Origin of the sequence: Burkholderia sp. AU17457, assembly GCF_002223255.1 — a bacterium.
Classification (GTDB): domain Bacteria; phylum Pseudomonadota; class Gammaproteobacteria; order Burkholderiales; family Burkholderiaceae; genus Burkholderia; species Burkholderia sola.
This window is the reverse complement of the sequence record NZ_NKFB01000004.1, coordinates 229,244-252,069: the sequence shown is the minus strand read 5'-3', so window position 1 is coordinate 252,069 and position 22,826 is coordinate 229,244. Positions and strand designations below refer to the sequence as shown.

Annotated in this window: 26 protein-coding genes, 1 other RNA gene and 1 riboswitch; of the genes, 14 read left to right on the top strand and 13 right to left on the bottom strand. The window is 69.3% G+C overall.

All coding sequences use genetic code 11. From position 1 onward, the window contains the following. Position 1 precedes the first annotated feature (1 nt). Positions 2-1,096 carry an LPS export ABC transporter permease LptF gene (gene lptF / locus CFB49_RS13465; RefSeq protein ID WP_069620391.1) on the bottom strand — a complete coding sequence of 365 codons (1,095 nt, stop codon included), beginning with the start codon at positions 1,094-1,096 and terminating at the stop codon, positions 2-4. Positions 1,097-1,218: 122 nt separating this feature from the next. Between lptF and CFB49_RS13460 the strand changes: the two genes are divergently transcribed. The 3 genes from CFB49_RS13460 to CFB49_RS13450 are packed head-to-tail and all read left to right on the top strand — an operon-like array spanning position 1,219 to position 3,956. Further along, complete coding sequence (locus CFB49_RS13460) at positions 1,219-2,730, top strand: leucyl aminopeptidase (RefSeq protein WP_069620390.1); 1,512 nt, start codon at positions 1,219-1,221, stop codon at positions 2,728-2,730. 34 nt (positions 2,731-2,764) lie between these two features. Further along, the gene (locus CFB49_RS13455; RefSeq protein WP_050012070.1) at positions 2,765-3,181 is read left to right on the top strand and encodes a DNA polymerase III subunit chi; all 417 of its coding nucleotides are present in this window, start codon (positions 2,765-2,767) and stop codon (positions 3,179-3,181) included. 25 nt (positions 3,182-3,206) lie between these two features. Beyond that, positions 3,207-3,956 (top strand): DUF2486 family protein, encoded by a 750-nt coding sequence (locus CFB49_RS13450; protein WP_089491555.1) that lies wholly within the window; start codon positions 3,207-3,209, stop codon positions 3,954-3,956. Between the two features lie 145 nt (positions 3,957-4,101). Here the strand turns inward: CFB49_RS13450 and CFB49_RS13445 are convergent, their stop codons facing one another. Beyond that, entirely contained in the window at positions 4,102-4,428 is a 327-nt protein-coding gene (locus CFB49_RS13445; RefSeq protein ID WP_069620388.1) for a c-type cytochrome, read from the bottom strand. A 126-nt stretch (positions 4,429-4,554) separates the two neighbouring features. Further along, positions 4,555-6,228, bottom strand: coding sequence for a dihydroxy-acid dehydratase (gene ilvD / locus CFB49_RS13440; RefSeq protein WP_069620387.1), 1,674 nt, complete (start codon positions 6,226-6,228; stop codon positions 4,555-4,557). Between the two features lie 136 nt (positions 6,229-6,364). Between ilvD and CFB49_RS13435 the strand changes: the two genes are divergently transcribed. Beyond that, on the top strand, positions 6,365-7,279 hold the full coding sequence (locus CFB49_RS13435; protein ID WP_089491554.1) for a LysR substrate-binding domain-containing protein: 915 nt from the start codon (positions 6,365-6,367) through the stop codon (positions 7,277-7,279). 89 nt (positions 7,280-7,368) lie between these two features. Continuing rightward, positions 7,369-8,265, top strand: a complete 897-nt coding sequence (gene lgt / locus CFB49_RS13430; RefSeq protein ID WP_069620385.1) for a prolipoprotein diacylglyceryl transferase — start codon at positions 7,369-7,371, stop codon at positions 8,263-8,265. A 150-nt stretch (positions 8,266-8,415) separates the two neighbouring features. On the opposite strand, the gene CFB49_RS13425 is transcribed toward lgt, so the two are convergent. The 5 genes from CFB49_RS13425 to CFB49_RS13405 all read right to left on the bottom strand — a co-directional run bounded on the left by CFB49_RS13425 (position 8,416) and on the right by CFB49_RS13405 (position 10,794). Next, the gene (locus CFB49_RS13425) at positions 8,416-9,156 is read right to left on the bottom strand and encodes an SIMPL domain-containing protein (protein WP_089491553.1); all 741 of its coding nucleotides are present in this window, start codon (positions 9,154-9,156) and stop codon (positions 8,416-8,418) included. A 183-nt stretch (positions 9,157-9,339) separates the two neighbouring features. Next, positions 9,340-9,801, bottom strand: a complete 462-nt coding sequence (locus tag CFB49_RS13420; RefSeq protein ID WP_059576737.1) for an EVE domain-containing protein — start codon at positions 9,799-9,801, stop codon at positions 9,340-9,342. Positions 9,802-9,869: 68 nt separating this feature from the next. Next, positions 9,870-10,051, bottom strand: a non-coding RNA gene (ssrS, locus tag CFB49_RS13415) — 6S RNA. Positions 10,052-10,132: 81 nt separating this feature from the next. Further along, positions 10,133-10,447, bottom strand: a complete 315-nt coding sequence (locus tag CFB49_RS13410) for a cell division protein ZapA (RefSeq protein ID WP_011352906.1) — start codon at positions 10,445-10,447, stop codon at positions 10,133-10,135. Then, positions 10,444-10,794 carry an ATPase gene (locus CFB49_RS13405; protein ID WP_069620383.1) on the bottom strand — a complete coding sequence of 117 codons (351 nt, stop codon included), beginning with the start codon at positions 10,792-10,794 and terminating at the stop codon, positions 10,444-10,446. Before CFB49_RS13405 ends, CFB49_RS13410 begins: the two co-directional genes overlap by 4 nt. Positions 10,795-10,948: 154 nt before the next feature. Then, a riboswitch (cobalamin riboswitch) is annotated at positions 10,949-11,197 on the top strand. Positions 11,198-11,239: 42 nt separating this feature from the next. On the opposite strand from CFB49_RS13405, the gene CFB49_RS13400 reads away from it, so the two are divergent. The 5 genes from CFB49_RS13400 to cobC all read left to right on the top strand — a co-directional run bounded on the left by CFB49_RS13400 (position 11,240) and on the right by cobC (position 15,619). Then, on the top strand, positions 11,240-12,355 hold the full coding sequence (locus tag CFB49_RS13400) for a FecCD family ABC transporter permease (protein WP_089435480.1): 1,116 nt from the start codon (positions 11,240-11,242) through the stop codon (positions 12,353-12,355). Further along, entirely contained in the window at positions 12,352-13,167 is an 816-nt protein-coding gene (locus CFB49_RS13395; protein WP_089491552.1) for an ABC transporter ATP-binding protein, read from the top strand. Before CFB49_RS13400 ends, CFB49_RS13395 begins: the two co-directional genes overlap by 4 nt. A 61-nt stretch (positions 13,168-13,228) precedes the next feature. After that, a complete protein-coding gene (gene cobT, locus CFB49_RS13390) occupies positions 13,229-14,284 on the top strand; it encodes a nicotinate-nucleotide--dimethylbenzimidazole phosphoribosyltransferase (protein WP_089491551.1) in 1,056 nt (351 codons plus the stop codon). Between the two features lie 13 nt (positions 14,285-14,297). Further along, positions 14,298-15,050: an adenosylcobinamide-GDP ribazoletransferase gene (locus tag CFB49_RS13385; RefSeq protein WP_089491834.1), complete on the top strand. Its 753-nt coding sequence runs from the start codon at positions 14,298-14,300 to the stop codon at positions 15,048-15,050. Next, a complete protein-coding gene (gene cobC, locus CFB49_RS13380) occupies positions 15,035-15,619 on the top strand; it encodes an alpha-ribazole phosphatase (RefSeq protein WP_089491550.1) in 585 nt (194 codons plus the stop codon). Before CFB49_RS13385 ends, cobC begins: the two co-directional genes overlap by 16 nt. 100 nt (positions 15,620-15,719) lie before the next feature. Here the strand turns inward: cobC and CFB49_RS13375 are convergent, their stop codons facing one another. Genes CFB49_RS13375 through cobU form a run of 4 tightly spaced genes read right to left on the bottom strand, consistent with a single transcriptional unit; the run spans position 15,720 to position 19,138 of the window. After that, positions 15,720-16,637 (bottom strand): cobalamin-binding protein, encoded by a 918-nt coding sequence (locus tag CFB49_RS13375; RefSeq protein WP_089491549.1) that lies wholly within the window; start codon positions 16,635-16,637, stop codon positions 15,720-15,722. Next, on the bottom strand, positions 16,634-17,653 hold the full coding sequence (cobD, locus tag CFB49_RS13370) for a threonine-phosphate decarboxylase CobD (protein WP_089491548.1): 1,020 nt from the start codon (positions 17,651-17,653) through the stop codon (positions 16,634-16,636). Before cobD ends, CFB49_RS13375 begins: the two co-directional genes overlap by 4 nt. Further along, entirely contained in the window at positions 17,646-18,590 is a 945-nt protein-coding gene (gene cbiB / locus CFB49_RS13365; RefSeq protein ID WP_069620375.1) for an adenosylcobinamide-phosphate synthase CbiB, read from the bottom strand. The genes cobD and cbiB overlap by 8 nt, the downstream gene beginning before the upstream one ends. Further along, positions 18,584-19,138: a bifunctional adenosylcobinamide kinase/adenosylcobinamide-phosphate guanylyltransferase gene (cobU, locus tag CFB49_RS13360; protein ID WP_069620374.1), complete on the bottom strand. Its 555-nt coding sequence runs from the start codon at positions 19,136-19,138 to the stop codon at positions 18,584-18,586. The genes cbiB and cobU overlap by 7 nt, the downstream gene beginning before the upstream one ends. A 74-nt stretch (positions 19,139-19,212) precedes the next feature. On the opposite strand from cobU, the gene CFB49_RS13355 reads away from it, so the two are divergent. From CFB49_RS13355 to CFB49_RS13345, 4 genes are all read left to right on the top strand, one after another. After that, positions 19,213-20,715 carry a cobyric acid synthase gene (locus CFB49_RS13355; RefSeq protein ID WP_089491547.1) on the top strand — a complete coding sequence of 501 codons (1,503 nt, stop codon included), beginning with the start codon at positions 19,213-19,215 and terminating at the stop codon, positions 20,713-20,715. Between the two features lie 81 nt (positions 20,716-20,796). Then, entirely contained in the window at positions 20,797-20,934 is a 138-nt protein-coding gene (locus CFB49_RS36300) for a hypothetical protein (RefSeq protein WP_176730242.1), read from the top strand. Between the two features lie 149 nt (positions 20,935-21,083). Further along, a complete protein-coding gene (locus tag CFB49_RS13350) occupies positions 21,084-21,497 on the top strand; it encodes a DoxX family protein (RefSeq protein ID WP_069620373.1) in 414 nt (137 codons plus the stop codon). Between the two features lie 147 nt (positions 21,498-21,644). Further along, positions 21,645-22,304, top strand: coding sequence for a ParA family protein (locus tag CFB49_RS13345; protein ID WP_089435471.1), 660 nt, complete (start codon positions 21,645-21,647; stop codon positions 22,302-22,304). Positions 22,305-22,429: 125 nt separating this feature from the next. On the opposite strand, the gene panD is transcribed toward CFB49_RS13345, so the two are convergent. Continuing rightward, entirely contained in the window at positions 22,430-22,816 is a 387-nt protein-coding gene (panD, locus tag CFB49_RS13340; protein WP_006484038.1) for an aspartate 1-decarboxylase, read from the bottom strand. Between the last annotated feature and the right edge of the window lie 10 nt (positions 22,817-22,826).

The window sequence follows — 22,826 nt, the reverse complement described above, 5'->3', positions numbered from 1 at the left end:
ATCATGCTCCCGAGCGGCCGAACAGCGCGCGTGTCAACAACGGACGATTGCGCACGCGCAACCAGAAAATGAACGCGACGATCGCCGCGACGAGCACGTGCAGGCCGACCAGACCGACACCGAACGACATCTTGCCCTGCTCGATCTGCGCCTGCACGACGTTCAGCAGGTTCGAGTACGTGAGGTAGATCAGCACGGCCATCACGAGGTTGATCGTGCGGCTGCGGCGCGGGTTCTGGTACGCGAGCGGGATGCCGAGCACCATCAGGTTCAGCGCGATCAGCGGCAGCCCCGCGCGCCACGCGAATTCCGCGAGGTTGTCGCGCGTCGGGTTGCGCAGCAGGTCGGGCGTGGGCGTGCTGTTGGTGGTCTGCACGTTGACGACCGGCTTGCTCGTGATCTTCACGCCGTAGCGCTCGAACTCCATGATCTTGAAGTTCGGCTGGCCGGGCGTGCCGTCGTAGCGGCGGCCGTCCTCGAGGACGACGAAGCGATCGCCGTCCTTCGAGGTTTCCGTATGGCCGGTTTGCGACACGACCACGTTGAGCTTGCCGTTTTCCGTCGACGTGACGAAGACGTTCTGCACCTTGCTCTGGTCAGGCGACATCTTCTCGATGAAGAACACGCGATGATTCGCGGCCGATTCGCGGAACTGGCCCGGCGCGAGCAGCGAGATTTCGTCGCGCTGCTGGAAGCGCGCCTTGATCATCTTGCTCTGCTGGTTCGACCACGGCCAGCCGACGAATGCGAAGAACGTGATCAGCAGGATGATCGGTGCGGCGAACACGCCGATCGGCTTGATGAGGCGCGTGAGGCTCACGCCCGACGCGAGCCACACGACCATTTCGGAGTCCCGGTACCACCGGGTCAGCACGAACAGGATCGACACGAACAGCGTGACGACCAGCATCACGGCGAGATAGCCGATCACGGTCAGGCCGATCAGCACGAGCACGTCCCGCGGATCGATTTCGCCGGACGCGGCGTAGCCGACGATGCGAATCATCATCGTCGTGAGCATGATCGTGAGCAGCACCATGAACACGGCGCCAGCCGTATACGCAAGCTCGCGCTGGAGGGAGCGTTCGAAGATCATTCTTGATGAGAAGAGGGCGGGAGGCTGCGCACGCGTGGTGGGGCGCTCGCGCCGCCACGGGAAAAATAGCGGATAATTGCGGCTTTCATCCTTAGCCCAGATTTTATCCGAGGACAAGCGCGATGGACTTTAGCATAAAAGGCTGTGATTGGAGCAAAGGCGAGGCCAAGGGGTTCCTGACCGGGAAGTCCGACTGCATCGTGCTCGGCATCTTCGAGGCGCAGACCCTGTCGGGCGCGGCGCTCGACATCGACACGGCCACCAAGGGGCTGATCTCGCGCGTGGTGAAGGCCGGCGACATGGACGGCAAGCGCGGCAAGACGCTGTTCCTGCATGAAGTATCGGGCATCGGCGCGTCGCGCGTGCTGCTCGTCGGGCTCGGCAAGCAGGATGCTTTCAATCAGAAAGCCTACAACGACGCGGTGACGGCCGCGTGGCGCGCGCTGCTGGCGACCAAGGTCGTCCAGGTCACGTTCTCGCTCGCGCAACTGCCGGTCGACGAGCGCAGCTCCGACTGGGGCGTGCGCGCCGCGATCCTCGCGCTGCGCAACGAGACCTACCGCTTCACGCAGATGAAGAGCAAGCCGGAGCCGGCGTCGCACACGCTCAAGCGCGTCGTGTTCAGCGTCGACCCGGCCGACGAAAAGGCCGCCAAGGTCGCGATCAAGCAGGCCGTCGCGCTCGCGAACGGGATGGATCTGACCCGCGACCTCGGCAACCTGCCGGGCAACGTCTGCACGCCGACCTATCTCGGCAACACCGCGAAGAAGATCGCGAAGGATTGGGGCCTGAAGGCCGAAGTGCTCGGGCTCAAGCAGATCCAGGCGCTGAAGATGGGGTCGTTCCTGTCGGTCGCGCGCGCGTCGGTCGAGCCGCCCCAGTTCATCGTGCTGCACTACCAGGGCGCCGCCGCGAAGGCCGCGCCGGTCGTGCTGGTCGGCAAGGGCATCACGTTCGATACGGGCGGCATCTCGCTGAAGCCGGGCGAAGGCATGGACGAGATGAAGTACGACATGTGCGGCGCGGGCTCGGTGCTCGGCACGATCCGCGCGGTCGCCGAGATGGGCCTGAAGATCAACGTCGTCGCGATCGTGCCGACCTGCGAGAACATGCCGGGCGGCAACGCGACGAAGCCGGGCGACATCGTCACCAGCATGAAGGGGCTGACGATCGAGGTGCTGAACACCGATGCCGAAGGCCGCCTGATCCTGTGCGACGCACTCACCTATGCCGAGCGCTTCAAGCCGGCCGCCGTGATCGACGTCGCGACGCTGACGGGCGCGTGCGTGATCGCGCTCGGCGCCCACAACAGCGGGCTGTTCTCGACGAACGACGCGCTCGCGGGCGAACTGCTCGACGCGTCGCGCGAGGCGAACGACCCGGCATGGCGCATGCCGCTCGACGACGAATACCAGGATCAGCTGAAGTCGAATTTCGCGGATCTCGCGAACATCGGCGGCCGTCCGGCCGGCGCGGTGACGGCCGCGTGCTTCCTGTCGCGCTTCACCGAAAGCTATCCGTGGGCCCACCTCGACATCGCGGGCACCGCATGGAAGGGCGGTGCCGCGAAGGGCGCGACGGGCCGTCCGGTGCCGCTGCTCGCGCAGTTCCTGATCGACCGCGCCGGCCAGTGATGGCGGGGCAGACGACGCTGCGGGTGGGCGGGCGATGACGCGGATCGATTTCCACTCGAACGTCGGCGATTCGCTCGCGTACGCGTGCCGGCTGCTGCGCAAGGCCTATCTGGCCGGGCAGCCGGTCGTCGTGCTCGCCGAGCCCGCGCGCCTGCGCGCGCTCGACGAGCGGCTCTGGACGTTCTCGCCGCTCGATTTCATCCCGCATTGCGGCGTCGACAGCGAGCACGCGGCCGGCACGCCGATCGTGCTGGCCGCCGATCTCGACCGCGCGCCGCATCATCACGTGCTGCTGAACCTCGGCGCGACCGTGCCCGCGCAATTCGCCCGCTTCGAGCGCCTGCTCGAAGTGGTCGGCAACGCGCCGGACGAGCTGGCCGCGGGCCGCGACCGCTACCGGTTCTACCGCGACCGCGGCTACGCGCTGAACAACTACAAGCAGGGCGGCTAGCCGCAACCGTCGACGGAGTGTTCCCGTGACAGAAGCCGATTCATCCTCGATCCCGACGCTGACCGACGTGCTGGTGCCCGGCAAGCCGGCGCGCTCGCTCGCGTCCGCCGCTCCCGGGCCGCACGACGGCGCGGCGATTCCGGTGCTCACCGACGTGATCGCACCGGGCGCCGCCGCTGCCGTGCCCGCCGAATCCCGTCAAACCGAAGCCGACCCCGATTCCGTCGTGGTCGAACCCGTGTCGACGCCGCACGTGCCGGCCGTCGAACTGCCGGGCGACGTGGCGACGGCCGCCGCCGCGGGCGACACCGATGCGCCGGCCGAACCCGGCGCATCGGAGCACGTGGTCGCCGAAGAGGCGGCCGTGATGACGGCGCCGCTGCGCTCGTCGCTGGTCGATGACGACCTGCCGCAGCACACGTTCGCCGCGATTGCGCGCGAAGTGGTCGAGCACGCGCCCGACGCGTCAATGCCGGAGGCGGCCCTGCCGAGCGCGGCGCCGCAACCGGAAGCACCGGCGGCCGCCGCGCTGACGCCGGAAGATGCGCAGCACATCGCCGAACGGCTTCGCAATCGCCTGACGACCTATCTGACCGGGCCGGGGCGCGAGGCCATCGAAGCGCGCTGTCGCGATGCGCTGCACGAGCATTCGGCCTGGCTGGTCGGCCAGGTCACGCGCGAGGTCGCCCTCGCGCTGGAAACCGAGGTGATGGACTGGGTGCGCGATGCGGTCGATGAAGAGATCGCCCGTCGCCGCGCCGGTCATTCCGGCTGAACGGCAAGCGTTCGCGGCGGTGAAGAAGGGGGGCGGCCCGGTCAGGGGCCGCGAAGCCGGCGGTGATGCGCCCGATCGGGCGGTGCGCGGTTGCCTGCCTGCCACGCGTTGCACACGGCGTCGGTGCGTCGCGCGGGCAGCCGATTCAGCGAACCGACAACACCCATTGGGCGAGCGTACGTGCTTCGGTGCTCGTCAGTTGCGTATTGGCGGGCATCGGCACGCTGCCCCATACGCCGACGCTGCCTTTCACGATCGATTGCGCAAGATAATCGGCGGCGTCGTTGCGCGTCGCGTACTTGCCGGCGATGTCGTGGAACGACGGACCCATCAGCGGCTTGCCGATCGCATGGCAGGCCATGCAGTTCTTGCGCTGCGCGAGCGCGAGCCCGTCGGTCTGGTCGGCGCGCGCCGCCGCCGCGCCGCCGGCCAGCAGCGTCGCGAGCAGCACGCGCAATATCGTCTGTTTCATGCGGTTCTCCGCCGGCGGGGACGGCCGGCTTCATGGTCCGCGCATTATAGAAGCAAAGGGGAAGCACGTTTTGCGCGTTCCCCCGGTGGCCCGTTTATCGGGGATGCATGCGTGGGTGCGTCTGCATCAACCGGTGACCGCCCCCTGGTTAGCCGGCCGGGCGAGTGCCGCGAATTTCGCGAGCACGCCGCGCGTATAGCGCGGCGCCGGCTGCCGCCACGCGGCGCGGCGGCGTGCGAGTTCCGCATCGTCGACGTTCAGCTGCAGCAGCAGCCGGTGCGCGTCGATCGTGATCGAATCGCCTTCCTGCACCAATGCGATCGTGCCGCCGACGAACGCCTCCGGCGCGACGTGGCCGACCACCATGCCCCAGGTGCCGCCCGAGAAGCGGCCGTCCGTGATGAAGCCGACTGACTCGCCAAGCCCCTTGCCGATGATCGCGGAGGTCGGTGCGAGCATTTCCGGCATGCCGGGGCCGCCCTGCGGGCCGAGGTAGCGCAGCACGAGGATGTCGCCCGCGCGGATCCGGTCGCCGAGGATCGCGTCCATTGCGCTCTGCTCGTCGTCGAACACGCGCGCCGGGCCCGTGATCACCGGGTTCTTCAGGCCGGTGATCTTTGCGACCGCGCCGTCTTCCGCCAGATTGCCCTTCAGGATCGCCAGATGGCCTTCCTTGTACAGCGCGCGGTCGATCGGGAAGATCACGTCCTGATCCGCGCGCGGCACGGCCGGCACGTCCTTCAGCTCGTCGGCGATCGTGCGGCCGGTGATCGTCATGCAGTCGCCGTGCAGCAGCCCCGCGTCGAGCAGGATCTTCAGCACCTGCGGAATCCCGCCGGCCCGATGCAGGTCGGTCGCGACGTACTGTCCCGACGGCTTCAGGTCGCAGATCACCGGCACGCGCTTGCGGATGCGCTCGAAGTCGTCGATCGTCCAGTCGACCTCGGCCGCATGCGCGATCGCGAGATAGTGCAGCACCGCGTTGGTCGAGCCGCCGGTGGCCATGATCACCGACACCGCGTTCTCGATCGACTCCTTCGTGATGATGTCGCGCGGCTTCAGGTCGCGCTTCACGGCCTCGACCAGCACGCGCGCCGATTCGGCGGCCGAATCGACTTTCTCCTGGTCGGGATTCGCCATCGTCGACGAATACAGCAGCGACATCCCGAGCGCCTCGAACGACGAACTCATCGTGTTCGCGGTGTACATCCCGCCGCACGAACCCGAGGTCGGACACGCGTTTTTCTCGACGCCTTCGAAATCCTCCTGCGACATCCGGCCCGCGGTGAATTCGCCGACGGCCTCGAACGACGACACGATCGTCAGGTCGCGGCCTTTCCAGTTGCCCGGGCGGATCGTGCCGCCGTACACATAGATGCCCGGCACGTTCAGGCGCGCGAGCGCGATCATGCCGCCCGGCATGTTCTTGTCGCAGCCGCCGACCACCACCACGCCGTCCATCCACTGGCCCTGCACGCAGGTTTCGATGCAGTCGGCGATCACTTCGCGCGACACGAGCGAGTACTTCATCCCTTCGGTGCCCATCGACATGCCGTCCGAAATCGTCGGCGTGCCGAAGATCTGCGGGTTCGCGCCGGCCGCCTTCACGGCGTCGACCGCCGCGTCCGACAGCCGCTGCAGGCCGGAATTGCACGGCGTGATCGTCGAATGGCCGTTCGCGATGCCGATCATCGGCTTGTCGAAATCGTCCTTCTGGTAGCCGAGCGCGTAGTACATCGAGCGGTTCGGCGAACGGGCCACGCCTTGCGTGATGTTTTTAGAGCGGCGGTTGTACGACATGGGGAGCTCCATCGTTGTTTTGACGACGCCGGCGCGAACGGCGCGCCGGGTGGATCAGTCAAGCATGGAGTTTCCGTTCTGGGATGTCCAATATATTATTTGTCGCCTATTAAGTCGTTTTACGAATGAGTGGAGCATGGCCGATCCGATCCCCGACCTGCGCCAGTGGCGCTATTTCGTCACCGTTGCCGACGAACGCCATTTCGGCCGCGCGGCCGAGCGCCTGTCGATGACGCAACCGCCGTTGTCGCAGGCGATCCGCGCGCTCGAGGACGCGCTCGGCGTCGCGCTATTCGTGCGCACCAAGCGCTCGGTCGCGCTGACGGCGGTCGGCGCGGCGTTGCTGCCGGAGGTGCGCCGACTGCTGGCGTCGGCCGATGCGCTGCCGCCGCTGGCGCGCCGGCTCGCGCGCGGCGAGGCCGGCTCGCTGTCGCTCGCGTTCGTGTCGACCGCCGACTACGGGCTGCTGCCGTCGTTGTTGCGTGCGTTCGGCGCGCGCTATCCGCAGGTGCGGCTGCAGCTCACTGAAGCGACGAGCGACGTGCAGATCGACGAACTCGTCGCCGGGCGCATCGACGCCGGGCTCGTCATTCCGCCCGTGCCGCCGCGCCACGCGGCCGGGCTGTCGTACCTGTCCGTGGTGCGCGAGCCGCTGGTGGTCGCGATGCCGGCCGGGGCGTCCGACGCGCCCGAGGACGAGCCCGTGCAGCTCGCCGACGTCGCCGCGTTGCCGCTCGTGATCTTTCCGCGACGTTTGGCGCCCGGCTTTTATGACATCATTACGGGCTGCTACGGCGCGGCGGGGGAAACCCCGCGCATCGGCCAGGAGGCGATCCAGATGCAGACGATCGTCAGCCTCGTGTCGGCCGGCATGGGCGTCGCACTGGTGCCGCAATCGCTGCGTAACCTGCGGCGCACCGGCGTGGTCTACCGGCCGCTCGCCGGTCACGCGCCGGTCGTCGAGACGGGTCTCGTTTGGCGTACCGGCGACGTCAGCCCCGTGCTCGCCGGCTTCATCGACGTCGTGCGCGCGCAGGGTCCGGCCGCGTGACGTGAACGATGGCGCGCGGGCGCCGTCCAACGCGCGGTCCTGCACGTGTGCGACGGCCGTACCGTATTCGAAAACTTCTCCGCTAACCCATGATCATTCACCCGAATTTCGACCCCGTTGCGATCCATCTCGGGCCGCTGGCCGTGCGCTGGTACGGCCTCATGTATCTTGTCGGCTTCATCGCTGCGATCGTCGTCGGCCGGGTCCGCCTGAAGCTGCCGTATGTCGCCGCGCAGGGCTGGACCGCGAAGGACATCGACGACATGATGTTCTACGGCGTGCTCGGCACCGTGCTCGGCGGCCGGCTCGGCTACGTGCTGTTCTACAAGGCCGATTTCTACTTCTCGCATCCGCTCGACGTGTTCAAGGTGTGGGAAGGCGGCATGTCGTTTCACGGCGGCTTCCTCGGCGTGACGCTCGCGATGATGCTGTTCGCGTGGCAGCGCAAGCGGCACTGGCTGCAGGTCACCGATTTCGTCGCGCCGATGGTGCCGTTGGGGCTCGCAGCGGGGCGGCTCGGCAATTTCATCAACGGCGAGCTGTGGGGCCGCGTGACCGATCCGACGGCGCCGTGGGCGATGCTGTTCCCGGGCGCGATGCGCGACGACGCGGCATGGCTGCCGAAACACCCGGCACTCGTCGAGAAGTGGCATCTCGCCGACGTGTTCATGCAATACCAGATGCTGCCGCGCCATCCTTCGCAGCTCTATGAAATCGCGCTCGAGGGTATCGCACTGTTCTTCGTGCTGTTCCTGTTCGCGCGCAAGCCGCGGCCGATGGGCGCGATATCCGCGCTGTTCCTGATCGGTTATGGCGTCGCACGTTTCACGGTCGAGTTCGCACGCGAGCCCGACGACTTCCTCGGCCTGCTCGCGCTCGGCCTGTCGATGGGGCAGTGGCTGTCGCTGCCGATGATCCTCGCGGGTATCGCGCTGATGGTCTGGGCGTATCGCCGCCGCGCGGCGAACGCGAATGCGGCTGCTTGAAGTGGCGGCATGAGGTGGCTGCATGAGCTCGCTGCATGACGCGGTATCGATGTACGCGTGATCGGCGCATGCATCGGCTGTCCGGACGCACATGAAAAACGCCGGCCCTCGGGCCGGCGTTTTTCGTTTCCGACAACGGCGCGATGCGCGTTACTTCATCTGCACGGAGCCGTTGACGGTGACCGACACGGTGGCCTTGCCGCCTTCGACCGCGATCGGCGCACTCATCTTCGCGCTGTCCATCGGCGCCGCCGCCATCGCCATCATGCGCGGGTACGGCTGCACGTTGCGGCCGCTGCCGACGTTCACGTCGCGGATCGTGTAGCTGCTGTAGCCGAACGCCTTCGCGGCTTCGTCCGCGCGGGCGCGGAACGACTTGATCGCTTCGGTCGTGAGCTTCTGCTCGGCCGTCCGCTGCGCTTCCGGCGACAGCGAGAACTCGACGTTCGCGACCTGCATCAGGTTCGACAACTGGCCGGCCAGTTTCGACGCCGCGGCGAAATCGCGCGATTCGAGTGCGACCTCGGTGCGGCCGCGCCATGCGGAGATCTTGCCGTCGCGATCGGTGCTCGGATACACGGAGAACGCGCCCGTGTGTGCGGTGACGCCCGACACGCCCTTCGCCTGCGACAGCGCCGCATCCGCGCGCTGGTTCAACTGCGCGGTGAGGCTGCCCGGGTCCTTGGCCTGCTGCTCGTAGAACAGCGTGATGTGGATGATGTCCTGCGGCACGTCGGCGCTGGCCTGCGACGAAAGCGACAGCACGCCGGCCGGCTCCGGAAAGTGCGGGTTCGCCGCCTGGGCATGCGCGGCGGGCGACGCGAGCGTCAGCGCGACGGGAATGGCGGCGGCGAGGGCGAGCGACAGCGCGAGAGCGGATTTCTTGGTCATTGTTGGACTCCTTGTGCGAGGGCGCGCACGCGGATCACGCGTGCGTGACGCGGGCGTACCGCGCGACGAAAAAGAACGACGGCCGGCCCGATCGGCCGACAGCGGTTGCTTAGGCCGCGCGAAAGCGCCGCGAGTTCCGTGACGGCGGTGCGTACTGACCAGATTTGACCTTTTGGCCGGCGCCTACTTCATCAACTTTTCGGTGATGAATCGCCATTCCGCGCGCGTGACGGGCGTGATCGACAGCCGGTTGCCGCGGGCGAGCACGCGCATGTCGGCGAGTTCGTCGTGCTCGCGCAGCGCGGCGAGCGGCACGAGCGGCGACTTCTTCACGAAGCGCACGTCGACGAGCAGCCAGCGCGGCGCTTCCCGCGTCGATTTCGGGTCGTAATAGGGGCTTTTCGGATCGAACTGCGTGGGATCGGGGTAGGGCGTGGACGACACTTCGGCGAGCCCCGCGATACCCGGCTCGGGGCAGCTCGAGTGATAGAACAGCACGCCGTCGCCGATCTTCATCGTGTCGCGCATGAAATTGCGCGCCTGATAGTTGCGCACGCCGGTCCACGGCAGCGAGCGCTGCGGTGCGTTGGCGAGATCGTCGATGCTTGCTTCGTCCGGTTCGGACTTCATCAGCCAGTATTGCATGGTCGTGATCGACGCAGAAGGGGCTGCTGCAAAAGGAAACGGCATCGGGAGTTCCCGATGCCGTTGGATAGGCCCCCGCCTTGGCCGCTAGGCCGGCATCCTGAACCTGAGGTTCAGAATTGGTCGCAGTTAGCAGCACTTCGGGTACATCAGACAGAGTGACGCGCGCGCCCGTGCTACAAATTTCCGCAACCGTGCACATGGCATTGGTTCAAGGAATATATGACCTTGGCGAACCAGGCAGGGAAGCTGACTGAACTGTGTTTCGATGCGCCAATTTGACCACCGTTGACCGTCGAGATCAAGCGGAATCGACGCATCGTTTGAAACGTTACTGCGTCTCGTGCTGTGCGAGCACCGCGCCGAGCTGTTCGTTCATCTGATGCATTGTACGACGGATTTCCTCGGCCGGAAATGCTTCACCGTGCCGCACGCTCGTTTGCAACCGCAGCAATTCCGACGCAAGCGACAGCGCCGCCATCACCGCGATGCGATCGGTGCCGCGCACCGAGCTGTTCGAGCGGATTTTCGACATTTCGGCGTCGACGCGCGCGACCGCTTCGAGCAGCGCCGCTTCGGTCTCGGCCGAACAGGCGAGCCGATAGGCCTGACCGAGAATCGAGACTTCGATCTGCTTGGTGCTCATGCATGTTCTCCGTGGCTGGCCGCGTCATCGCCATCCGTGCGCGCCTGCGCATCGAGCAGGTCGAGCTGGTTGTCGGCTTGCTCCGCGCTCTTCGAGCGCGGCAGCTTTTCGAGAATCGCGTTCAGTTTCACCTGGGCGTCGTCGATCTTCGCCGACAGCGTGTCGCGCTCGGCCGCGAGCGCATTGCGTTCGTCGCGCAGCTGCGTGAGTTCCGCGCGGACCGTGTCCGCTTCCGCGCGCAATTGCGCGACCTGCTCCTCGAGCGCGAGCCGTTCCGAGTGATAGCGCTTGTTCAGCGAAATCAGACGGCCAATATTTTGAGACAGGGTTTCGAGTTCGTTGAGCATTTGCTGCGTCCTCTAAAGACCCAGCATTTTAGCGCGGAATACCGCGCAATCCGACATCTGTAACGTTTCCAGTCGTAACACCCCTGCTTCTTGCCGCGAATGGACGCGTCCCGCGCGGCTCCGGACGCTTCCTTGACGCTCGCGCGACCGGCTCCTAAACTGGCGCCGCCTCGGTGCTCGCGCGCAGGACGCGCGGTTAAACGGGAAGCAGGGTGCGGGCTCGAGGAGCGCGCGAACCTGCGCTGCCCCCGCAACGGTAAGCGGCCGCGTCGCGTGACGCAGGCCGGCTCGGGCGCGTTTCGCGTGCAGGTCGCACGCGGGCGCGGGCCACTGCGCGTCATTGCGCGGGAAGGCGAGCCGGACCGCCGCCAGCCCGGATACCGGCCGAGACGGGGAGCCCGCACGGGCTTCATGGCGCGCGGCCTGCGGGGAAGCGGGGCGTGCAATGTTTCACGGAACGTTCTTCGATGCCGACCCCAATCGTCCGCCACGCGCCCCTGTCGCGCGCGGCCGGCCACCGCAAGCGGAGGCGCCGCGTGTCGTGCGCACGGCCGTGCGCGGCATGAGCGCGGCACGCGCCTTCGCGATCTGGGCCGCGCTGGCCGCCATGGTCGCGCTGCTGTTCGTCGCGTCGCTGTCGATCGGCAGCGTGCCGATGTCGCCGTGGCAGGCGCTCGCGTCGCTCGTGCCGCACGGCGGCGATACCCTGTTTGCCGATATCGTCCGGACGCTGCGCCTGCCGCGCGCGCTCGCGGGTTTCGCGTGCGGCGCGCTGCTCGCGCTGGCCGGCGCGTTGTTGCAGGTGCTGCTGCGTAATCCGCTCGCGGAGCCGTACGTGCTGGGCGTGTCCGGCGGCGCGGCCGGTTTCGCGCTGGTCGCGATGATCGCGGGCGGCGCGTGGTGGCTCGTCGACGCATCGGCGTTCGCCGGTTCGCTCGTCTCGGTCGCGCTCGTGCTCGGTCTCGCGAGGCGCGAGCTGTGGCGCGGCGAATCGCGCGACGCGTCGCCGCGGCTGCTGCTCACAGGGGTCGTGATCGCGGCGGGGTGGGGCGCGCTCGTCACGCTGTTGCTGTCGCTCGCGCCCGACGCGCGGCTGCGCGGCCTCATCTTCTGGCTGACGGGCGACCTGAACGGCGCGACGGCGCCGTGGTTCGCGTGGGGCGCGCTGCTGCTGAGCGCATGCGTCGCGTTGCCGGCCGCGCCGCAACTGAACGTGCTGCTGCGCGGCGACGCGACCGCGCAGGCGCTCGGCGTGCCGGTCGCGCGCCTGCGCATGCGGATCTATCTCGTCGCGTCGCTGGCCGCCGCGGCCGCGGTGACGACGGCCGGGACGATCGGCTTCGTCGGCCTCGTCGTGCCGCATGCGTTGCGGCTCGCGTTCGGCAACGACCAGCGGATGCTGCTGCCGGCCGCGATGCTCGCGGGCGGCGGTGGCGTGATGGCGGCCGACCTGCTCGCGCGCACCGCGATCGCGCCCGCGCAATTGCCGGTCGGCGCCATGACCGCGTTGATCGGCGTGCCGGTGTTCCTGTGGATGTTGCTGAGGAGACCGATGCGATGACGGGCGCCGCACCGCACACCGCTGCCGGCGACATGCGCTACATGGCCGTCGACCTGACGCTGAAGGCCGGCGCGCGCACGCTGCTCGACCGCTTCACGCACGCGTTCCGCCCCGGCGAGATCTGGTGCGTCGCCGGGCCGAACGGCGCGGGCAAGACGACGCTGCTCGCCACGCTCGCGGGATTGCAGCCGCCCGCCGGCGGACACGTCGAGATCGACGGTCGGCCGCTTGCCGTGTGGCACCCCGAACAACTCGCGCAGCGCCGCGCGCTGATGCCGCAGCAACTGCACGATGCGTTCAGCGCGACCGTGTTCGACACGGTGCTGCTCAACCGCTTTCCGTATCTCGGCGGCTGGGGCTGGGAGCGCGACGGCGACCGCGCGGCCGCGCGCGCCGCACTCGCGACGTTCGACCTGAGCCCGCTCGCGTCGCGCGACGTGATGTCGCTGTCGGGCGGCGAGCGGCAGCGGGTCGCGCTGGCCGCGACGCTGTGCCAGGATGCGCCGCTGATGCTGCTCGACGAACCGCTCGCGCATCTCGACCTGCATCACCAGGTCGACTGCCTGACTGCGCTGGCCGCCTGGCTCGCGGCGGGCCCGCGCACGGTGATGTTTTCATGTCACGACCTGAATCTCGCGCGGCGTTTCGCGACGCATGCGCTGTTGCTCGACGGCCGCGGCCATGCGTGGGCCGGCCGCGTGCACGACGTGCTGACGCCGGAGCGCGCGAGCGACGCGTTCGGCTATCCGCTCGTGCTGATCCGCGAGAACGGCCGCGATGCGCTGCTGCCGGCGTGGCCCGCGCGACAATGACCTTTCCCGTTCCGACTTTTCCGATGCGCGGCGCATGCCGTGCCCACCATACGGCTCCTCGATGACCACTTCGACCCAATTCCCGCCCGCGATCGCGCCGCTCGACGACGCGCTGCGCACGCGCCTGCAGCACGTGATCGACCACAAGACCAAGCCGCCCGGTAGCCTCGGCCAGCTCGAGGCGCTCGCGCTGCAGATCGGCCTGATCCAGCGCACCGAGCGGCCGGTCGTGCAGCGTCCCGTGACGATCGTGTTCGCGGGCGACCACGGGATCGCGGCCGAGGGCGTCAGTCCGTATCCGCAGGCGGTGACTGCGCAGATGGTCGCGAACTTCCTCGCCGGCGGCGCGGCGATCAACGCGTTTTCGGGTGTCGCGCAGAGCACGCTCGAGATCGTCGATGCGGGCGTCGCGTCGCCGCTGCCGTTGTCGGACCGGCTGGTGTCGCTGCCGGTCGCGCGCGGCACGCGCAACTTCGCGGCGGAGCCCGCGATGACGCGTGAAGAAGCGATGAAGGCGCTGGCCGCGGGCGCGGCGCGTGTACGCCTGCACGCGTCGCTCGGCACGAACGTGATCGGCTTCGGCGAGATGGGGATCGCGAACACGTCGTCGGCCGCGTGCCTGATGAGCCGCCTGCTCGACGTGCCGATCGACGCATGCGTCGGCCGCGGCACGGGCCTCGACGACCAGGGCCTCGCGCACAAGCGCGCGGTGCTCGGCCGCGCGCTCGTCAAGCACTCGCATGCGATCGCGCCGCTCGACGTGCTCGCGACGTTCGGCGGTTTCGAGATCGCGATGATGACCGGCGCGTACCTCGCGGCCGCGAGCGAGCGGATGACGATCCTCGTCGACGGCTTCATCGCGACCGCCGCGCTGCTCGTCGCCGAGCGCATCGCGCCCGGCGTGCGCGACTACTGCGTGTTCTCGCATACGTCGCACGAGGCCGGCCACCGGCGCATGCTCGAGCATTTCGGCGCGAAGCCGCTGCTCGCGCTCGACCTGCGGCTTGGCGAAGGCACCGGCGCCGCGCTTGCGCTGCCGCTGGTGCGCGCGGCGGCCGCGTTCGTCAGCGAGATGGCGAGCTTCGAATCCGCCGGCGTCGACGATCGTGACGCCTGAGCGCACGCGCGGCATGCGGGCCGAACTGCGCTACTTCTTCGTCGCGCTCGGCTATTTCACGCGCGTGCCCGTGCCGCGCTCGATCGGCTACGCGGCCGGCGATCTCGACCAGGCCGCACGCTATTTCCCGCTCGTCGGCGCGTGCGTCGGCGCATGGGGCGCGCTCGTCTATCTCGTCGCGCTGCGCGCGCTGCCCCCGTCGATCGCGGTCGGGCTGTCGATGGCGGCGACGCTGCTCGCGACGGGCGCCTTCCACGAAGACGGCCTTGCCGACAGCTGCGATGCGTTCGGCGGCGGCTACACGCGCGACGACGTGCTGCACATCATGCACGATTCGCGGATCGGCACGTTCGGCGCGGTCGCGCTCGTCATCGCGCTCGGTTTGAAATGGCAGGCGCTGGCGTCGATGCTGCCGCTGCGCGCCGCATGGACGATGATCGCCGCGCACGCGGCGAGCCGCGCGATGGCCGTGAGCCTGCTGACGACGCTCGACTACGTGCGGCCCGAAGGCAAGGCGAAGCCGGTCGCGCAACGAATGGGCGCACGTGCGGCGTGCGTCGCGGCGGTGTTCGGACTGCCGTGGCTGTTCTGGCCGGACTGGCGCATGGGGGGTGCCGCATGCGTGGCGCTCGTGCTCGTGCGCGCGTGGGCGGCCCGCTATTTCGTGACGCGGATCGGCGGTTATACGGGCGACTGTCTCGGCTTCGCACAGCAACTGGGCGAACTGGCGATCTATCTGGTGGTGCTCGGATGGACGTCGTCCTGATCCGTCATCCGGCCGTCGGCATCGAGCCGGGCGTCTGCTACGGGCGCAGCGACGTGCCGCTCGCCGAATCGGCCGATGGCGGCGCGCAGGCCGTGCGCATGCATCTGGCGGAGCGGGGTATGCCGTCGCCCGAACAGGTGTGGACGAGCCCGCTGACGCGCTGCGCGTCGGTTGCCGAACGGCTCGCGCGGACATTCGACGTACCGCTGCTGTGCGATGCCGACTGGCAGGAAATGGATTTCGGCGGATGGGAAATGCAGCGCTGGGACGATATCGACCGCGCGGCGCTCGATGCGTGGGCAGCCGACCTGATGCATGCGTGCGCGCACGGCGGAGAAAGCGTCGCGCGATTCGTCGCGCGGGTGGCGCGGCAGGCCGATGCGCTGGCGGCGTTCGACGGACCGCAATGGGTCGTCACGCATGCCGGTGTGATCCGCGCATTCGCGTCGCATGTGTTGCGCGTGCCGCTCGACGCGTTGCTGTCGCGGCCCGTGCCGACGGGTGGGGGGGTGTGGCTGCGCAGGGAAGACGCCGCGCGAACGTGGGAAGTCGTGCACTGGGATGCATAGGTGCGCTTGCGTCTGCCTATGAACGACGCTGCGCACCGAGCTGTCTCGAGCACCCACGCATCCGGCATCGGTGCGCGATGCATCCGCAACCCGCCGGAGATCAGCGCGCCGGCCGCCGCGCACGCGCGGCATCCAGATCCTCGCACAGCGCGGCCGCGCCCTGCGCGATCCGCGGCGCCGGCCGCGTCAGCAGATCGCCGTCGATCGCGAACAGGTTGTTGCGCGCCACGGCCGTCAGCGCGGGCCACGTGCGCCAGCGCGCGAGGCTCGGCAGCGGTTCGTTCGAACGGGTCGCGCCGGCGCTCGTCGTCACGATCGCCTCCGGATTCGCCGCGAGCACGGCCTCGTCGGTCACGGTCGGCGCGAGCGGCTTGAGCGACGCGAACACGTTGCGGCCGCCGCAGAGTTCGAACACTTCGTTGATCAGGTGCGTGCCGTTGAGCGTCGTCAGCGGGCGGTCCCACACCTGGAAGAACAGCGTGACGGGCGGGCGTGCCGCGTAGCGTGCGCGCAGTGTTGCGATGTCCCGCGTAAAGGCGGTCGCGGCGGCATTGGCGGCCGGTTGCGTGCCGAGCAGCGTGCCGAGCCGGCGCAACGACGACGACACGTCGTCGAGATGCTTCGGTTCGCTGAAGAACAGCGGGATGTGGAGCGCGCGCAGCGCGTCGGTTTGCCGCTCGGCGTTGCCGTGCCGCCAGACGACGATCAGGTCGGGCTTCAGCGCGGCGATGCGTTCGAGATCGAGCGCCTTGTTGTCGCCGACGCGCGGCACCGCCTGCGCGGCGGCCGGATAGTCGCTGTACGTGACGGTGCCGACAAGCTTCGCACCGCCGCCGGCCGCGTAGACGAGCTCGGTCGCGTGCGGCGCGAGGCTGATCACGCGCTGCGCGGGCGCGGGCAGCGTGACCGTATTGCCGGCGTCGTCGCGGGTCGTGACGTCGGCGTGGACGAGCGGCGCGTGAGCGAGCGCGACCAGCAGTGCGGCGGGCTTTAGCCGGCGGAACAGGCGTGCACTCATGCGGAGGCCTGCTGCAGCAGCGGCACGCAATGGGCGAGCGCATCGCCGAGGCGCTGCCATTCGGCTTCGCTGCCCGGCAGGCCGATGCGCACGCTCGACGGCGTCGGGAAGTACCGCGTCCAGATCCCGCGCGCCGCCAGTGCCGCGTGCAGCGCCGCGGCGCGCGGATCGTCGGTCCAACTGAAGAGCGATGTCGCGCGCACCGCGAAGCCGTGCGCGCGCAGCAACGCGGCCAGTCGTTCGCCGTTGGCCGCGAGCCGATCGCGCGCGGCAGCTTGCCACGCGCGATCGGCGAACGCCGCGGCGACCGCGTGGCGCGCGGGGCCGCCGACCGTCCATGCGCCGAGCCTGTCGCGCAACGCGACGATTTGATCGGGGCATGCGAGCACGAAGCCCGCACGGATCCCGGCCAGCCCGAAGAACTTGCCGACCGAGCGCAGCACGACGAGCCCCGCGCGATCGACCTGTGGCGCGAGCGATGGCGTCGCGCCGGTATCGGCGAACGCTTCGTCGACGATCAACGTGCCGCCGCGTGCCGCCAGTTGCGCATGCCAGCCGAGCAGGCGTTCGGTCGGCACGAATTCGGCGGTCGGGTTATTCGGATTTCCGACGATGACGTGGCGCAGCGTCGCGGGCAGCGTATCCGCGCGAATGTCGAGCGGGACGACGCGATGGCCGTGGCGCGCGAACGCGGGCGCGTATTCGCCGTACGCGAGCGCCGCGACGCCGGCGTCGCCGGCCGGCAGCAACGCCGGCAACGCGCGGATCGCGGCCTGGCTGCCGGCAACCGGCAGCACGTGCGCGGCATCGGGCGCGTGGTAGTACCGTGCGGCGCAGGCCGCGAGGCCGTCGCCGTCGTCGGGCAGCCGGCGCCAGGCGTCGGCCGGCACGGGCGGAACCGGGTAGCCGACCGGATTGATGCCGGTCGACAGGTCGAGCCACGCGTCGTACGGAATGCCGTGGCGACGGGCGGCCTCATGCAGGTTGCCGCCGTGCGCGATGGATGAATCAGACATGATGGGTGGCCATGACGAGTGCGCTGCTCGCGACCAGCAGCGCGAGCCACAGCGCGAGCGTGCGAGTGACGAGCGACAGCGCGGCGACGATGTGAAGGGCGGTGGCCGTGGCGCCGGTGCCGAGCGCCGGCCGATCCTCGATCTCGCCGTGATAGACGGCCGCGCCGCCAAGCTGCACGTTCAGGCTGCCGGCGCCCGCGGCCATGACGGGGCCCGCGTTCGGGCTGTCCCAGTGGCGCGCCTGCGTGCGCCAGCAGCGCCACGCGGCGGCCGTGTCGCCGAGCAGCGCGTAGCTCGCGGCGGTGAGGCGCGCGGGAATCCAGTTCAGCGCATCGTCGATGCGCGCGGCGGCCCAGCCGAAGGTCAGGAAGCGCGGCGTGCGGTAGCCCCACATCGCGTCGAGCGTGTTCGCGAGCCGGAACAGCAACGCGCCGGGGCCGCCCGCGACGACGAACCAGAAGAGCGCGCCGAAGATCGCGTCGTTGCCGTTTTCCAGCGCCGATTCGACGGCCGCGCGCGACAGCGCACCTTCGTCCGCGTTGCTCGTGTCGCGCGACACGATGCGCGCGGTCAGCGTGCGCGCCGCGTCGAGGTCGTGCCGCAGCAGCGCGGCGGCGATCGGCGCGACGTGGTCGGCGAGGCTCTTCGCGCCGAGCGCGAACCACAGCAGCGCGACGTGCAGCGCCGCCGCGAACGGCCAGGGCAGCGCGGCGACGAGCCATGCCGCGACGGCCACCGGCGGCACGACCGCCGCGAGCCACGCGGCGACGCCGACCACGCGGCCGCGCCGGCCGGTGTTCAGCGCGGCTTCGATGCGCGCGGCGACGCGGCCGAACGCGACGAGCGGATGCCAGCCGGCCGGCTCGCCGATGGCGCGGTCGACGATCGCGGCGGCGACCGCGAGCATCGCGACGACGGGCAGCGACAGCATCAGCATGACGGTGCGCCTGCCTTGAGGTCGAGCGGCAGCCCGGCAACCAGCAGCGTGACGCGTGTCGCGAGCGCGGCGACGCGCTGGTTCAGGCGGCCGAGCTCGTCGACGTAGCGGCGCGTGACCGACCCGAGCGGCACGACGCCGAGCCCGATCTCGTTGCTGACGACGATGACCTTCGCGCGCGCGCCGCGTAGCGCGTGCTCGAGCCGCTCGACGTGCGCCGCGTACTGCGCGTCGTCGAGCGGTGCGCCGTCGGCGGGGCACAGCAGGTTCGTGAGCCACAGCGTCAGGCAGTCGACGAGCAGGCACGCGTGCGGATCGTCGAGCCGCGCGAGCGTGCCCGCGAGATCGACGCTCGCGTCGGCGAACCCCCAGTCGGCCGGCCGGCGCGCGCGGTGATGCGCGATGCGCTGCGCGAACTCGGCATCGGCGGCGGTCGCCGTCGCGATGTAGGTGACGGGGCGGCCGCTGTCGGCGGCGAGCCGCTCGGCATGCGCGCTCTTGCCCGAGCGCGCGCCGCCGAGGACGAAGGTGAGGTCGTGCGGAATCATCGCGTGATTGTAACGGCGCGGCCGACCCGGCGCGGGCGATAATGCCGCCTTTGCTTCGCGACACCTTTCACACGATGAATGCACCCGAGCCGCGGCCGCGCGGCACGCTGATGATCCAGGGCACGACGTCCGACGCGGGCAAGAGCACGCTCGTCGCGGGCCTGTGCCGCCTCGCGCGCCGCGGCGGCGCGCGCGTGGCGCCGTTCAAGCCGCAGAACATGGCGCTCAACAGCGCGGTGACGGTCGACGGCGGCGAGATCGGCCGCGCGCAGGCGTTGCAGGCGCTGGCCGCCGGCGTCGCGCCGCATACGGATTTCAATCCGGTGCTGCTGAAGCCGACGAGCGACCGCGGCGCGCAGGTGATCATTCACGGCCACGCGCGCATGAACCTCGACGCGCGGGCGTATCACGACTACAAGCCGGTCGCGTTCGATGCGGTACTCGAGTCGTATGCGCGCCTGCGCGCCGGTTACGACACGGTGATCGTCGAAGGCGCTGGCAGCCCGGCCGAGATCAACCTGCGCGACGGCGACATCGCGAACATGGGCTTTGCCGAGCGCGTCGACTGCCCGGTCGTGCTCGTCGCCGACATCGATCGCGGCGGCGTGTTCGCGCATCTGGTCGGCACGCTCGCCTGCCTGTCGGACAGCGAGCGCGCGCGCGTGCGCGGCTTCGTGATCAACCGCTTCCGCGGCGACCTCAAGCTGCTCGAGCCGGGGCTCGACTGGCTGCGCGCGCAGACGGGCAAGCCGGTGTTCGGCGTGCTGCCGTATCTGCACGGGCTGCTGCTCGACGCCGAGGACATGCTGCCGGCCCAGGCGCGCAGCGCCGCCGCCCGCGGCGATGCCGGCGTGTTGCGCGTCGTCGTGCCCGCGCTGCCGCGCATCAGCAACCACACCGATTTCGATCCGCTGCGCGCGCATCCGCAGGTCGAATTCACGTACTGGAAGAGCGGCCCCGTGCCCGACGCCGACCTGCTGATCCTGCCCGGTTCGAAGAGCGTGCAGCGCGATCTCGCGTGGCTGCGCGATGCGGGCTGGGACGCGCTGATCCGGCGCCATCTGCGCTACGGCGGCAAGGTGATCGGCATCTGCGGCGGCATGCAGATGCTCGGCCGCACGCTCGACGATCCGCTCGGCCTCGAAGGCGCGCCCGGCAGCGTGCCCGGGCTCGGGCTGCTCGATTTCGACACGACGCTGCAGCCCGACAAGACGCTGAAGAACGTGACCGGTCAGCTCGCGCTGCCGGGCGCGGCGCCCGTGCGCGGCTACGAGATCCACATGGGCGACACGCGCGGGCCGGCGCTCGCGACGCCCGCGCTGACGCTGGCCACCGATGCCGCGCGGGACGGCGCGCGTCCCGACGGCGCGAGGTCGGCCGACGGCCAGATCCTCGCGACCTACGTGCACGGGCTGTTCGACGCACCCGACGCCTGCACGGCGCTGCTCGCGTGGGCGGGGCTCGACGGCGCGGCCCGCATCGACTACCCGGCGCTGCGCGAGGCGTCGCTCGAGCGGCTGGCCGACACGTTCGCCGAGCACCTCGACCTCGACGCGCTGTACGCCGAGTTTCGTTGAGACCGCGCCGTCCGCCCTCGCTTTTTCCGCGCGATCGCGTACAACAGAGGAGGGCGGAGGTCCGCCCGAAGGAGGGCGACGATGAGGGCTCGATGGTGGTGGAGCGTACTGCTCGCGGCGCTGCTGGGCGTGTCGGCGGCCGCGCATGCGTGCGATTCGTATGCGCCGGGCGGCGGCCAGTCCGGCGGCGACGCCACGCAAGGCAAGAGCGGTTACTGAGCGGGATGCAGGGCATGATCGGTCATGCCCTTTTTTGTGACTTTATTCGTTCTCGAATGGAATCAATTTAAGCGTGCTGGCGTGTTTATCGGTCGAATGGACTCGAATAGAGTGCGATCCATTCCCATCCACCCCCTAAGGAATCCGTCATGAACGCCACCCGCCTGAACGATTTCGCCGCGACGCTGCTGCGCGTCGCCCTCGGCGTGCTGTACCTCGCGCACGTCGCGCAGAAAGTATTCGTCTTCACGCTGCCCGGCACGGCGCAGTTCTTCGCGTCGATCGGCCTGCCGGGCTGGCTCGCGTACCTGACCACGTTCGTCGAACTGGCGGGCGGCCTCGCGCTCGTCGCGGGGTTCCGCGTGCGCATCGCCGCGCTGGTGCTGCTGCCGTTCATGCTCGGCGCGGTTGCCGCGCATCTGCCGAACGGCTGGAGCTTCGCGTCGCCGCACGGCGGCTGGGAATATCCGGCGTTCTGGGCCGTCACGCTGGCCGTGCAGGCGCTGCTGGGCGGCGGCGCGTTCGCGCTCGGCGCGCGGGAGGCCGCGGTCCAGCGTGCGTGACGTGAAGGAAAGCGGACGAAAGTGGTGCGTGGGTCCACACCACCGGTTCCGGTGACCCCCCGTTTGCCGATATCATCGCTCCCTGTATCCGCAATCGAGCGGCGCCTGCCATGCGGCCGGCGCCGCGCGGCTTTTTCGGGGGAATTCATGACGGTCATCGTGGTGGCGAATCCGAAGGGCGGCGTGGGCAAGAGCACGCTGTCCACCAATCTAGCCGGCTATTTCGCGGCGCAGGGCGCATGGGTCGCGCTGGCCGACCTGGACCGGCAGCAGTCCGCGCATGCGTGGCTCGACCTGCGGCCGGCCGGCTTGCCGGCGATCGAGGCGTGGGAGCTCGATCCGGAAGCGCCGTCGAAGCCGCCGCGCGGGCTCGAATATGCGGTGATCGATACGCCGGCCGGCCTGCACGGCACGCGGCTCAACGTCGCGCTGCAACTGGCCGACAAGGTGATCGTGCCGCTGCAGCCGTCGATGTTCGATATTCTCGCGACCCAGCAGTTTCTGGAACGCCTCGCCGGCGAAAAGGCCGTGCGCAAGGGCAGCGTCGAGGTCGGGATCGTCGGGATGCGGGTCGATGCGCGCACCCGCTCGTCCGACCAGCTGCACCGGTTCGTCGAAGGCCTCGGCCTGCCGGTGCTCGGCTACGTGCGCGACACGCAGAACTACGTGCAGATCGCCGCGCACGGCCTGACGCTGTGGGACGTCGCGAAAAGCCGCGTCGAGAAGGATCTCGAACAGTGGCGGCCGATCGTCGAATGGGCCGAACGTCGCGTGCCGAAGGCCGAGAAGGCCGTCAAGGCTTCCTGAGCGGCCGGGCCGTCCGGCCGGCGCGATACCCGAGACTCAATGAGAAAGGGCCGGATCCCGTGGCTCACGGGTATCCGGCCCTTCAGCGCCAAGCGGCATCGCCGGCCGCGGGGGCGCCGCTCAGCTTACGTCCAGTTCTGCGTCGGCACGTGATCGCGGTGGCCCTTGATCTTGTTGCCTTCGTCGATGAACACGAGCTTCGGCTTCCAGCCGGCCTGCAGTTCCGCTTCGTCGACCATCGCGAATGCCGCGATGATCACGAGGTCGCCGAGCTGCGCGCGGCGTGCGGCCGAGCCATTCAGCGAGATCATCCCGCTGCCGCGTTCGCCCTTGATCGCGTAGGTCGAGAAGCGCTCGCCGTTGTTGATGTTCCAGATGTCGATCCGTTCGTTTTCGATGAGGCCCGCCGCTTCGAGCAGGTCTTCGTCGATCGCGCACGAACCTTCGTAGTGCAGTTCGCAGTGCGTGACCGCCGCACGATGGATCTTCGATTTGAGCATGTGGCGCTGCATGGTGTCTCCG

What these genes read in the sequence shown, in the direction of transcription:
- cobT (WP_089491551.1), top strand. Translation starts at nt 13,229, where the DNA reads ATGACCACTTCGACCCAATTCCCGCCCGCGATCGCGCCGCTCGACGAC.
- CFB49_RS13395 (WP_089491552.1), top strand. Translation starts at nt 12,352, where the DNA reads ATGACGGGCGCCGCACCGCACACCGCTGCCGGCGACATGCGCTACATG.
- lgt (WP_069620385.1), top strand. Translation starts at nt 7,369, where the DNA reads ATGATCATTCACCCGAATTTCGACCCCGTTGCGATCCATCTCGGGCCG.
- cbiB (WP_069620375.1), bottom strand. Translation starts at nt 18,590, where the DNA reads ATGCTGATGCTGTCGCTGCCCGTCGTCGCGATGCTCGCGGTCGCCGCC.
- CFB49_RS13385 (WP_089491834.1), top strand. Translation starts at nt 14,298, where the DNA reads ATGCGGGCCGAACTGCGCTACTTCTTCGTCGCGCTCGGCTATTTCACG.
- CFB49_RS13460 (WP_069620390.1), top strand. Translation starts at nt 1,219, where the DNA reads ATGGACTTTAGCATAAAAGGCTGTGATTGGAGCAAAGGCGAGGCCAAG.
- CFB49_RS13405 (WP_069620383.1), bottom strand. Translation starts at nt 10,794, where the DNA reads ATGCTCAACGAACTCGAAACCCTGTCTCAAAATATTGGCCGTCTGATT.
- CFB49_RS13355 (WP_089491547.1), top strand. Translation starts at nt 19,213, where the DNA reads ATGAATGCACCCGAGCCGCGGCCGCGCGGCACGCTGATGATCCAGGGC.
- CFB49_RS13455 (WP_050012070.1), top strand. Translation starts at nt 2,765, where the DNA reads ATGACGCGGATCGATTTCCACTCGAACGTCGGCGATTCGCTCGCGTAC.
- CFB49_RS13425 (WP_089491553.1), bottom strand. Translation starts at nt 9,156, where the DNA reads ATGACCAAGAAATCCGCTCTCGCGCTGTCGCTCGCCCTCGCCGCCGCC.
- CFB49_RS13345 (WP_089435471.1), top strand. Translation starts at nt 21,645, where the DNA reads ATGACGGTCATCGTGGTGGCGAATCCGAAGGGCGGCGTGGGCAAGAGC.
- CFB49_RS13350 (WP_069620373.1), top strand. Translation starts at nt 21,084, where the DNA reads ATGAACGCCACCCGCCTGAACGATTTCGCCGCGACGCTGCTGCGCGTC.
- cobU (WP_069620374.1), bottom strand. Translation starts at nt 19,138, where the DNA reads ATGATTCCGCACGACCTCACCTTCGTCCTCGGCGGCGCGCGCTCGGGC.
- CFB49_RS36300 (WP_176730242.1), top strand. Translation starts at nt 20,797, where the DNA reads ATGAGGGCTCGATGGTGGTGGAGCGTACTGCTCGCGGCGCTGCTGGGC.
- CFB49_RS13375 (WP_089491549.1), bottom strand. Translation starts at nt 16,637, where the DNA reads ATGAGTGCACGCCTGTTCCGCCGGCTAAAGCCCGCCGCACTGCTGGTC.
- CFB49_RS13410 (WP_011352906.1), bottom strand. Translation starts at nt 10,447, where the DNA reads ATGAGCACCAAGCAGATCGAAGTCTCGATTCTCGGTCAGGCCTATCGG.
- CFB49_RS13435 (WP_089491554.1), top strand. Translation starts at nt 6,365, where the DNA reads ATGGCCGATCCGATCCCCGACCTGCGCCAGTGGCGCTATTTCGTCACC.
- cobD (WP_089491548.1), bottom strand. Translation starts at nt 17,653, where the DNA reads ATGTCTGATTCATCCATCGCGCACGGCGGCAACCTGCATGAGGCCGCC.
- cobC (WP_089491550.1), top strand. Translation starts at nt 15,035, where the DNA reads ATGGACGTCGTCCTGATCCGTCATCCGGCCGTCGGCATCGAGCCGGGC.
- CFB49_RS13445 (WP_069620388.1), bottom strand. Translation starts at nt 4,428, where the DNA reads ATGAAACAGACGATATTGCGCGTGCTGCTCGCGACGCTGCTGGCCGGC.
- ilvD (WP_069620387.1), bottom strand. Translation starts at nt 6,228, where the DNA reads ATGTCGTACAACCGCCGCTCTAAAAACATCACGCAAGGCGTGGCCCGT.
- CFB49_RS13400 (WP_089435480.1), top strand. Translation starts at nt 11,240, where the DNA reads ATGTTTCACGGAACGTTCTTCGATGCCGACCCCAATCGTCCGCCACGC.
- lptF (WP_069620391.1), bottom strand. Translation starts at nt 1,096, where the DNA reads ATGATCTTCGAACGCTCCCTCCAGCGCGAGCTTGCGTATACGGCTGGC.
- panD (WP_006484038.1), bottom strand. Translation starts at nt 22,816, where the DNA reads ATGCAGCGCCACATGCTCAAATCGAAGATCCATCGTGCGGCGGTCACG.
- CFB49_RS13420 (WP_059576737.1), bottom strand. Translation starts at nt 9,801, where the DNA reads ATGCAATACTGGCTGATGAAGTCCGAACCGGACGAAGCAAGCATCGAC.